The sequence below is a fragment of the Bacillus sp. JJ664 genome (assembly GCF_036962205.1).
Classification (GTDB): domain Bacteria; phylum Bacillota; class Bacilli; order Bacillales; family Bacillaceae_G; genus Gottfriedia.
On sequence record NZ_JBALMS010000019.1, the window covers coordinates 64583 to 74846 of the forward strand.

9 protein-coding genes and 1 riboswitch are annotated in these 10264 nt (G+C 35.7%); all 9 genes read right to left on the reverse strand.

The genetic code is table 11. The features are described 5' to 3' along the window. Positions 1 to 79 precede the first annotated feature (79 nt). The 9 genes from purF to V7056_RS03045 all read right to left on the reverse strand — a co-directional run bounded on the left by purF (position 80) and on the right by V7056_RS03045 (position 9990). The gene (purF, locus tag V7056_RS03005) at positions 80 to 1492 is read right to left on the reverse strand and encodes an amidophosphoribosyltransferase (protein ID WP_499699145.1); all 1413 of its coding nucleotides are present in this window, start codon (positions 1490 to 1492) and stop codon (positions 80 to 82) included. Continuing rightward, positions 1477 to 3699, reverse strand: coding sequence for a phosphoribosylformylglycinamidine synthase subunit PurL (gene purL / locus V7056_RS03010; RefSeq protein WP_499699147.1), 2223 nt, complete (start codon positions 3697 to 3699; stop codon positions 1477 to 1479). The genes purF and purL overlap by 16 nt, the downstream gene beginning before the upstream one ends. Beyond that, the gene (gene purQ, locus V7056_RS03015) at positions 3683 to 4366 is read right to left on the reverse strand and encodes a phosphoribosylformylglycinamidine synthase subunit PurQ (RefSeq protein ID WP_088001778.1); all 684 of its coding nucleotides are present in this window, start codon (positions 4364 to 4366) and stop codon (positions 3683 to 3685) included. The genes purL and purQ overlap by 17 nt, the downstream gene beginning before the upstream one ends. Then, complete coding sequence (gene purS, locus V7056_RS03020; RefSeq protein ID WP_499699149.1) at positions 4363 to 4617, reverse strand: phosphoribosylformylglycinamidine synthase subunit PurS; 255 nt, start codon at positions 4615 to 4617, stop codon at positions 4363 to 4365. Before purS ends, purQ begins: the two co-directional genes overlap by 4 nt. Further along, a complete protein-coding gene (purC, locus tag V7056_RS03025) occupies positions 4605 to 5327 on the reverse strand; it encodes a phosphoribosylaminoimidazolesuccinocarboxamide synthase (protein ID WP_499699151.1) in 723 nt (240 codons plus the stop codon). The genes purS and purC overlap by 13 nt, the downstream gene beginning before the upstream one ends. Positions 5328 to 5436: 109 nt before the next feature. Further along, complete coding sequence (gene purB, locus V7056_RS03030) at positions 5437 to 6732, reverse strand: adenylosuccinate lyase (protein WP_499699153.1); 1296 nt, start codon at positions 6730 to 6732, stop codon at positions 5437 to 5439. Next, on the reverse strand, positions 6729 to 7877 hold the full coding sequence (gene purK / locus V7056_RS03035; RefSeq protein WP_499699155.1) for a 5-(carboxyamino)imidazole ribonucleotide synthase: 1149 nt from the start codon (positions 7875 to 7877) through the stop codon (positions 6729 to 6731). The genes purB and purK overlap by 4 nt, the downstream gene beginning before the upstream one ends. Then, positions 7874 to 8359: a 5-(carboxyamino)imidazole ribonucleotide mutase gene (gene purE, locus V7056_RS03040; protein ID WP_499699157.1), complete on the reverse strand. Its 486-nt coding sequence runs from the start codon at positions 8357 to 8359 to the stop codon at positions 7874 to 7876. Before purE ends, purK begins: the two co-directional genes overlap by 4 nt. 117 nt (positions 8360 to 8476) lie before the next feature. Beyond that, a riboswitch (purine riboswitch) is annotated at positions 8477 to 8578 on the reverse strand. Between the two features lie 320 nt (positions 8579 to 8898). After that, positions 8899 to 9990, reverse strand: coding sequence for a PRK06851 family protein (locus tag V7056_RS03045; RefSeq protein ID WP_499699159.1), 1092 nt, complete (start codon positions 9988 to 9990; stop codon positions 8899 to 8901). Between the last annotated feature and the right edge of the window lie 274 nt (positions 9991 to 10264).

The window sequence follows — 10264 nt, forward strand, 5'->3', positions numbered from 1 at the left end:
CCCTCTCGTTCCTCATAAATATATTCAAAAGGCGACGACTTTTGTTCGCCGCCTCTGATTTGTCTTAACGGTATTTCTATTAATTGTGAGAATGTACTAGTTCATTTTCATCATAAATCACTGTAGGATAGCAACCAGTAAAGCATGCCGTACATTGACCTCTTGTTGGACCTGCATGGTTTCGTCCAATTGCACCTAATAAGCCATCTAAACTAATAAATTCAAGTGTGTCTGCTCCAATTTCTTCACACATTTCTTCTATTGATTTAGTTGCAGCAATTAATTCTTCTCTAGTAGATGTATCAATTCCATAATAACAAGGGTTTTTAATTGGTGGAGCTCCAATTCGAACATGAACTTCACTTGCGCCTGCATCTCGTAACATTTGTACGATTCGACGGCTTGTTGTACCACGAACGATTGAATCATCAACCATTACCACACGTTTTCCTTCAACAATCGAGCGCACTGGAGATAGCTTCATTTTTACACCTTGTTCACGAAGCTCTTGTGAAGGTTGTATAAATGTGCGACCTACATAACGGTTTTTAATTAAACCAATTTCATATGGAATGCCTGATTCTTCAGCATAACCAATTGCCGCTGAAATACTTGAATCAGGAACACCGATGACAACATCTGCTTCAATTGGAGCTTCATTTGCTAAAACTCGACCCATGTTTTTACGAGCAGCATGAACATTGATATTATCAATATTGCTATCTGGACGAGAGAAATAAATGTATTCCATACTACAAATCGAATGTTCAACAGTTGAAGTAAATTGATCAGATTCGATTCCATCATCAGAGATGATTAGTAATTCGCCAGGGTTAATATCACGAATATATTTCGCACCGACTACATCAAAGGCACATGTTTCTGAAGCCACTACATATGCATCTCCCATTTTAGCTAAAGCTAAGGGTCTAAACCCATTTGGATCAAGTGCAACATACATCGCTTCTTCTGTTAATACTAAATAAGCGAATGCGCCTTTAATCATACTTAAAGATGCTTTAATACGATCTTTTATTGGAGCCGAACCATTTTGTTTAATTAAATGTGCAAGTACTTCTGTATCTGAAGTCGTTTGAAAAATACTACCTTGCATTTCTAAATCTTTACGTAATCTTGAGGCATTTACTAGATTTCCATTATGAGCAAGTGCAATACTTCCTGTATGAGAATGAAATAAAAGTGGCTGAACATTCTCATAGCCTCTGCCGCCTGCAGTTGGGTAACGAACATGACCAATCGCAGCTTTTCCGTGCAAATCATTTAATTGACCTTTACTGAAGACTTCAGCAACTAATCCTTCGCCTTTTGCACCTTCAAGTTTACTTCCGTCAGAGACTACAATTCCTGCGCCTTCTTGCCCTCTATGTTGCAAGCTATGAAGACCATAGTAGGAGATTTGGGCAGCATCAGTATGCCCCCAAATTCCAAATATTCCACATTCTTCATTTAACCCTTTTATTTCAGCAAGCATGGGATCGCCTCTTTCCAAGACTGTTTTAATTCCTCAACAGAAGCATGAAGAACTGTTTCATTTTGTTGATTGCGAATCGTAACTGAAGTTTCTTCTACAACTGTACCAATTAATTCCGCTTCAACCATCGCTTCAAATTGTGCCTTATGCTCTGGTTTAACAGATAGTAAGAAACGAGATTGCGTTTCACTAAATAATGCAGCTACCTCTTTACCTACAATCGAAATATTTGCACCTACATTTGTTGGACCAAATGTACTTTCAGCTATTGCAACTCCAAGTCCACCTTCAGAGATATCATGAGCTGATGCAACTACTCCGGCTTGAATCGCTGCAAGAATTTGTTCTTGGCGTTTTGCTTCTACTGTTAAATCAATACTTGGTGCTTTACCGAAGATTTTTCCAGCATTTAAAAGCTTTTGAAGCTCACTGCCACCAAATTCTTCTTTCGTTTCACCAATTACATAAATTAAATCACCAGCAGTTTTAAAATGCTGAGTAGTTATATGATCAATGTCTTCGATTAATCCAACCATACCAACTACAGGTGTTGGATAAACTGCTTCGCCATTCGTTTCATTGTAAAGTGATACATTTCCACCGATAACAGGTGTACTTAATACATTACATGCATCGCTCATGCCGTCAGTTGCTTTTTCTAACTGCCAGAAAATTTCAGGCTTTTCTGGATTTCCAAAGTTTAAGCAGTCAGTTATTGCTAGAGGACGAGCACCTGAACAAATAACATTACGCGCTGCTTCTGCAACTGCGATTTTGCCACCAACTTCTGGATCTAAATATAGATAACGTGCATTACAGTCTGTCGTCATTGCAAGAGCTTTTTTCGTATCACGAATTCGAATGACAGCTGCATCAGAACCAGGTGCTACTACAGTGTTTGTTCTTACCATATAGTCATACTGTCCGTAAACCCACTCTTTACTTGCGATCGTAGGTTGAGCTAGTAATTGTTTTAAAGTCTCTTTTGAATCTTTTATTTCTGGAACATAGTTTTCCATCGCTTGGAACTCACTATAATATGCAGGTTCTGTAGATGGTTTATGATAAACTGGTGCTTCCTCTGCTAATGCGTCAACTGGTAATTCTGCAACAACTTCTCCGTTATGAAGTAATCGAAGCATTTTGTCATCCGTAACACGTCCAACAGATACTGCGTGTAGATCATATTTTTCAAATAACTCTACAATTTCATGTTCTCTTCCTTTTTCAACAACAAGTAACATACGTTCTTGAGATTCAGATAACATCATTTCATAAGCCGTCATACCTGCTTCACGTTGAGGAACTAAGTCAAGATTCATCTCGATACCCATTCCAGCTTTTGATGCCATTTCTGCAGATGAAGATGTCAGCCCTGCTGCACCCATATCCTGGATACCAACAAGTGCATCATTTTGAACAACCTCTAAACATGCTTCAAGTAAAAGCTTCTCCATGAATGGATCACCTACTTGAACCGCTGGACGTTTTTCTTCAGATGCCTCTGATAATTCTTCAGAAGCGAATGTTGCGCCATGGATACCGTCGCGGCCTGTTGATGCACCAACGTACATAACAGTGTTTCCTACACCATGAGCTTGACCTTTTTTAATATCTTTATGATTAATTAAGCCAACGCACATTGCATTTACTAAAGGATTTCCTTCATAACAAGGATCAAAATTTACTTCTCCGCCCACAGTTGGAATTCCAATACAGTTACCATAACCTGCAATTCCAGCCACTACTTCTTCAAATAAGTACTTTACTCTAGGTGTTTCTAATTCACCAAATCGTAAAGAGTTTAGAAGAGCAACAGGTCTTGCACCCATTGAGAATACATCACGAATAATTCCACCTACTCCAGTAGCAGCCCCTTGGTAAGGTTCAATTGCTGACGGGTGATTATGACTTTCAATTTTAAATACAACTGCTTGCTCATCACCAATATCAACAATACCTGCACCTTCACCTGGTCCTTGTAAAACGTGTTCTCCGCTTACAGGGAATTTACGTAATAGAGGTTTAGAATTTTTATAGCTACAATGTTCTGACCACATTACAGAGAATAGACCAAGTTCGGTATAATTTGGTCCACGACCAATAATTGATTTAATTAATTGGAACTCTTCATCTGTTAAGCCCATAGTGGCATAAATTCTTTCTTCTTCAATTTGCATTGGGTTTGGCTCAAGAAGTAACGACATGGTTTTCCCTCCAGTTTCTTACAATCGAACGAAATAGTTGAAGTCCATCAGCACTGCCTAATAAAGTATCTACAGCACGCTCAGGGTGTGGCATCATTCCTAAAACATTTCCTTTTTCATTTACAATACCTGCAATATCATCTAAACTACCATTCGGATTATTTTGATAACGGAAAATAATCTGATTATTATTTTTAAGAGATTCATATGTTTCATTGTCGCAATAGTAATTTCCTTCACCATGTGCGATTGGTACAGTAATCACTTGACCTTTTTCATAACCAGTTGTAAACATTGTTTCATTGTTTTCAACAACTAATTCTACTTGGCCACACATAAATTTTAATTTCTCATTACGTCGAAGCGTTCCTGGTAAAAGACCTGCTTCTGTTAATATTTGAAATCCATTACATACTCCAAATACTGGTTTACCTTCAGCAGCAGCTTTTTTTACAGCTTCCATCACATTGGCAAAACCTGCAATTGCGCCAGATCGTAAGTAATCACCGTATGAGAAACCACCTGGTAATAAAATACCGTCAAATTCATCTAAGTTAGTTGAATCATGCCATACGTATTCTACTTCTTCGCCTAATTCATCTTTTATTGCATGATACATATCTACATCACAATTTGAGCCTGGAAACACAATTACTGCAAACTTCACTGTGCGACTACCTCCTCTACCTCATAACGGTAATCTTCAATTACGATGTTTGCTAATAATTTTTCACACATTTCTTTTACTGAAGCATCTAAATCAGCTACATTTTTATCAATTAAAAGTTCCATATATTTACCGATACGAACATCGTTTACTTCACTGAAATTCATGCTATGAAGCGCGTTTTTCACTGCGTTTCCTTGTGGATCTAATACACTTTCTCTTAATGTAACGAATACTCTTACTTTGAACATGATAATCCCCCTAAGCGTTTTAAAATTTCTTCGTATCCATCTGTTAAGTTCCCTAAATCTCTTCGGAACACATCTTTATCAAACTTTGCGTTCGTCTCTTTATCCCATAAACGACATGTATCGGGTGAAATTTCGTCTGCTAATAAAATTGAGCCATCATTTAACTTACCAAACTCTAATTTAAAATCGACTAATCGAACATTACATGCATTAAAATGATCACCTAATATATTGTTTACACGAAGAGCAATTTCTTTAATTGTTTGAAGTTCTTCAGGTGTTGCTAGCTCAAGTGATGCGATGTGATCTTCATTTACGATCGGATCTCCTAAGTCATCACGTTTATAGTAGAATTCAACGATTGGTTTAGCTAATACCACACCTTCATCTAATCCCATACGTTTAGATAAACTACCAGCAACAATATTTCGTACTACAACTTCTAGAGGAATAATTGTTACTCGTTTAACGAGTTGTTCAAGCTCTGAAGTTTTTTCTACGAAATGTGTATCTATACCTGAATCCATTAACTTTGAAAATAGTAAGCTAGTAATCTCATTATTTAAACGGCCTTTACCTGCTATTTCTGCTTTCTTTTCCCCATTAAAAGCAGTCGCAGAATTTTTATACTTTACTCGTACAATTTCTGGATTGTCAGTAGCGTAAATTCTCTTAGCTTTACCTTCATACAACAATTCTTGCTCTACCATGAAACATTGCCCCCCATAAATTTATATCTACACTTAATTGAATGTTAGCTATTTTTATTTTGTTTGGCTAAGGTCGAAAATGAATCAACCCTAGCCAAACGCATGTTTCTTAATTTAATCCTAAGCGTTCAAAGATTGTATCTACTTGACTTAAATGGTAGCTATAGTCGAAGCAGTCATCAATTTCCTCTTGATTTAATAATGAAGTAATTTTTTCTTCTGCTTCTACTAATTCTTTAAATTGTACTTGTGTTTCCCATGCTTCCATTGCTTTTGGTTGAACTGTATCATAAGCCTCTTCTCGTGACATTCCTTTTTCAATTAAAGCAAGTAATACACGTTGTGAGTAAATTAATCCATACGTTCTATCCATATTGCGTTTCATGTTTTCAGGGAAGACAGTTAAGTTTTTCACGATATTACCAAAACGGTTTAACATGTAGTTTAAAAGAATTGTTGCATCTGGTAAGATAATTCTTTCTGCTGATGAATGAGAAATGTCTCTTTCATGCCAAAGTGACACGTTTTCATAAGCTGTAACCATATGTCCTCTAATAACACGTGCTAAACCTGTCATATTTTCAGAACCGATTGGGTTACGCTTATGAGGCATTGCAGAAGATCCTTTTTGACCTTTTGCAAAGAACTCTTCTACTTCGCGTGTTTCACTTTTTTGTAATCCACGTACTTCAGTTGCAAACTTCTCAATTGATGTTGCAATTAATGATAATGTCGCCATATAGTGAGCATGACGATCACGTTGTAATGTTTGAGTTGAAATAGGTGCAGCTTGGATACCTAATTTCTCGCATGTATATTCTTCAACAAATGGAGGAATATTTGCATATGTTCCTACAGCTCCTGAAATCTTACCTACTCGCACACTTTCAGTAGCATGCTTAAATCGTTCTAAGTTACGTTTCATTTCTTCCGTCCATAAAGCAAGCTTTAGGCCGAATGTAGTTGGTTCTGCATGAACACCATGAGTACGACCCATCATTACTGTATATTTATGTTCTTTTGCTTTATTTTCAAGAATTCCAATAAAATTCTCAATGTCTTTAAATAAAATATCATTTGCTTGTTTTAATAAATACGAAAGTGCTGTATCTACTACGTCTGTAGATGTTAAACCGTAATGTACCCATTTACGCTCATCGCCTAATGTTTCTGATACTGCACGAGTAAACGCTACTACATCATGACGAGTTTCTTTTTCGATTTCATAAATTCTATTGATATCAAAAGAAGCATTCTCACGTAATACTTTTACGTCCTCTTTTGGAATATCACCTAATTCAGCCCACGCTTCACAAGCTAAGATTTCAACTTCTAACCAAGCTTTAAATTTATTTTCTTCTGTCCAAATAGCTGCCATTTCTGGGCGTGAATAACGTTCAATCATACATTTACCTCCACTGGGTTCCTTTTCCAGATCCCTAACTCTTCTACTTTTTTCATTGCTTCTTCTGTTGATGTTGCCATTATATTAATATGTCCCATTTTACGACCTTTTTTACTTTCCTCTTTACCGTATAGATGGACTTTTAATGAGCTATCTTGTTTCATAACTTTTAATACTTCTTCAACATGTTCACCAAGTATATTTACCATTACAACTGGTTTTAATAATTCAGTGCTTCCTAATGGTAAATTACATATTGCTCTAACATGTTGATTAAACTGTGAAGTCTCTCCAGCATTCATACTATAATGTCCTGAATTATGTGGACGTGGAGCTAATTCATTTACAAAAACCTGTCCGTCATTCGTAACAAATAATTCAATTGCCAATACACCCACTAAGTGAAATGAACTAGCAATTTTTTCTGCATATTGATCAACAGTGCTTTTTACAGACTCTGTTATGTTTGCTGGTACTGACGATGTATGCAGTATTTGATTTAAATGAACATTTTCTGCAATTGGGAATGTATTTACATCACCGTTCAAATTTCTTGCGACAATAATTGACAATTCTTTTTCAAAAGGTACCCACCCTTCAAGAATACATTGTTGTTTACTAATTAAACTTAATGCTTCCTCGAAAGCTCCTTCTGATTTTATAACGACTTGACCTTTTCCGTCATATCCACCCGTTGTTGTTTTCAATACTGCTGGTAAACCAATTATTGAAATTGCTTCAAAAAATTGAGCCTCATTTTCTACTAAACGAAAAGGTGCAACCTGGATGCCTATATTTTGAATGGCAGTCTTCTCTGTTAACCTATTTCTCGTTAATTTCAATAACTCACTACCTTGTGGTAAATATGAATTTCCTTCTAAATATTCCAAAGCTTTTACATCTATATTTTCAAATTCATATGTTATAACATCACTTAATTCTGCTAGCTGACTGATTGCTTGTATGTCAGAGTATTCAGCAGTTATCTCGAAATCGGCAATTTGTCCACATGGTGAATTTGGCGTAGGATCTAAAACGGCAATTTTATATCCCATTTCTTTTGCAGAAAGCGCCATCATTCTACCTAATTGTCCACCGCCGATAATACCAATTGTTTGGCCTGGCAAGATTACTTTTTTATTCATAGTAATACACTACCTTCTGTCACTTCTTTTCGTGTGTTTTCACGTCGGGATTCTAACGCTTGATAAATTTCTTGATTATGAATACTAATAATTTGTGCTGAAAGTAAACCTGCGTTTGTAGCTCCTGCTTTTCCAATTGCTACTGTTGCTACTGGTACTCCACCTGGCATTTGTACGATAGATAGTAATGAATCTAAGCCATTTAAAGCTTTAGATTGAACCGGTACGCCAATTACGGGTAATGTTGTTTTAGCAGCAACCATTCCCGGTAGATGAGCAGCGCCACCTGCACCAGCAATTATAACTTGTATTCCTCTTTCTCTTGCAGTTTCTGCATATTCAAACATTAAATCTGGTGTACGATGAGCTGATACCACTCGCTTTTCGTAGCTAATACTTAGTTCATCTAATACATCACATGCATTTTTCATTGTTTCCCAATCACTTGTACTTCCCATAATGATACCAACTACCGGTTTCATCCATTTTCCCCCAAGTAAATTATCGCAGTTATTTTTTTCCACAAAAAAAGCCTAGAGTAGTATTATCTCTATGATGAGAAAGATAATCTACCTAGGCGCATACAAATAAACGTACACGTGTGATTAACTTCCCCTCATAGTCTAGTAATTTAAGGTTACTAGGTAGAAACTTTTGGGCCATATTCCCAACTTTATACGAGGTTTTGCTAAACTTCCTATATTTATAGTAACAATTAATGATACTTTTTTCAATAAATATGAATATTTTATTTAAAAAATATTTTAATGTTCGTGTTTTACTCTATTTTTATGTTCTTTTTTACGTGAATATGAATGATTTTCACATTCTTTTCACTAATTACTTCTTTTCTGACTTCGATTTAATAAATTTGAAATAAAGAATGCTCACTAAACAAAAAATTAAAATACTTACCACTTCTAAATTACTTATACATTACCTTAAAATCAGTAAGCTATCAACACAATAAAATTAAAAAGGCGTAACCGATGTGGTCTACGCCTTTTCAAACAATATATTTTTATTCAATAATACTTTTTATTTCTTCAAGAATTTCCTTTTGAATTTGATCAACTTTAGAAAAGTCCATGGCTTCTATATAAATCGCCTCTAACTGATCCCGAAGGACTTTTACTTCCGCCAAGTAAGATATAGCTTCTTTCATCTTATCTTTATAGGACTTTGTCGTTTTTTCAATTTCATCTGCGAATTTCTCATCAGTCCCTGGTGCAATACATCTTTCATACATATCAATAATTTCATCATTCTTTCGATCAGGAAAGTATTCATGTGGAGCAGTGCTATCGAAAATTGCAATGCCTTTTTCCGGGATAATTACCATGTCAAGACTGTTTGGATCAAATCCACAATGATATATCTCTACATCAAAGCCTCTTTCTTCTCCTACAGCTGCTATCTTCTTTAACATTGTTGACTTACCAGAGCCTGCTCTACCTTTTATAAAATAACGTTTTTCAACATCTTCTGTTAAATTTTGAATAAAATCAACTGCACCACTTGGAGTTGCTGCACCTAAAAATCTATGTTTTATCTTAGGTTCTTTTGATACAGTATCATTACTAAAAAATAACTTATTTAATTCATCTGTCAGTTTATTAGCTTCTTGAAAATCCATATTGGAGATATAAATATCTTCAATTTCATCATGAGCCTTTAGGGCAGCTGAAAATGTGTCATATGCAGTTTGAAATTTCCTCGAGATCTCATCATTCAAAGATAATATTGCTTCTTTGTGAACTGATAATTTTTTCGAGTCCCATGCGACACCTAGATTGACGTACTCTTCAATTACTCCAGGAGCCTTCGGCTCAATTACATGGGGTGCGGTTCCATCAACTAATCCAATTTGAAATTCCGGGATCATAACACCATCAACAGAATTGGTATCTGAAGAGCAATGTAAATATTCTATATTTATCCCTTTGTTTACGATGAATTCACCAATTGATTTTATTAATGTTGATTTACCAGTTCCTGGACCGCCTTTTAGAATATATAATTTGTTTAAATCCTCTAAAGCTGAGTCATAGAGATTATAAAATCCTTTTGCTGTGTTGCCACCTGCATAATAATTACGAATTTTCCCTCTCATCTATTCCCCTCCGTTCAATCTAACATATGTAAACTCTCTTAGAAGGGTGTTTGCCCAGTATTAATATTATTAACTCTATACTATAAAATATAAGACCCTAGTTAATGTTCCTTGGGTACACAGTCATTTAAGTGAGTTATGAAAGGTTTTATTCGTCCCTTAGTGTGCCCCCTAAACCTCACTGGACCTCTCTCCGTTTTGAGTAAATAAATGTCATTTTAACAACAGAATTTAAATATTGGTGATAAACAAACAAAAAAAAACATCAGCTTAA

Excerpts from the sequence above, each read along its gene's own strand:
- purB (WP_499699153.1), bottom strand. The coding sequence starts at position 6,732 with ATGATTGAACGTTATTCACGCCCAGAAATGGCAGCTATTTGGACAGAA.
- purS (WP_499699149.1), bottom strand. The coding sequence starts at position 4,617 with ATGTTCAAAGTAAGAGTATTCGTTACATTAAGAGAAAGTGTATTAGAT.
- V7056_RS03045 (WP_499699159.1), bottom strand. The coding sequence starts at position 9,990 with ATGAGAGGGAAAATTCGTAATTATTATGCAGGTGGCAACACAGCAAAA.
- purL (WP_499699147.1), bottom strand. The coding sequence starts at position 3,699 with ATGTCGTTACTTCTTGAGCCAAACCCAATGCAAATTGAAGAAGAAAGA.
- purE (WP_499699157.1), bottom strand. The coding sequence starts at position 8,359 with ATGAAACCGGTAGTTGGTATCATTATGGGAAGTACAAGTGATTGGGAA.
- purK (WP_499699155.1), bottom strand. The coding sequence starts at position 7,877 with ATGAATAAAAAAGTAATCTTGCCAGGCCAAACAATTGGTATTATCGGC.
- purF (WP_499699145.1), bottom strand. The coding sequence starts at position 1,492 with ATGCTTGCTGAAATAAAAGGGTTAAATGAAGAATGTGGAATATTTGGA.
- purC (WP_499699151.1), bottom strand. The coding sequence starts at position 5,327 with ATGGTAGAGCAAGAATTGTTGTATGAAGGTAAAGCTAAGAGAATTTAC.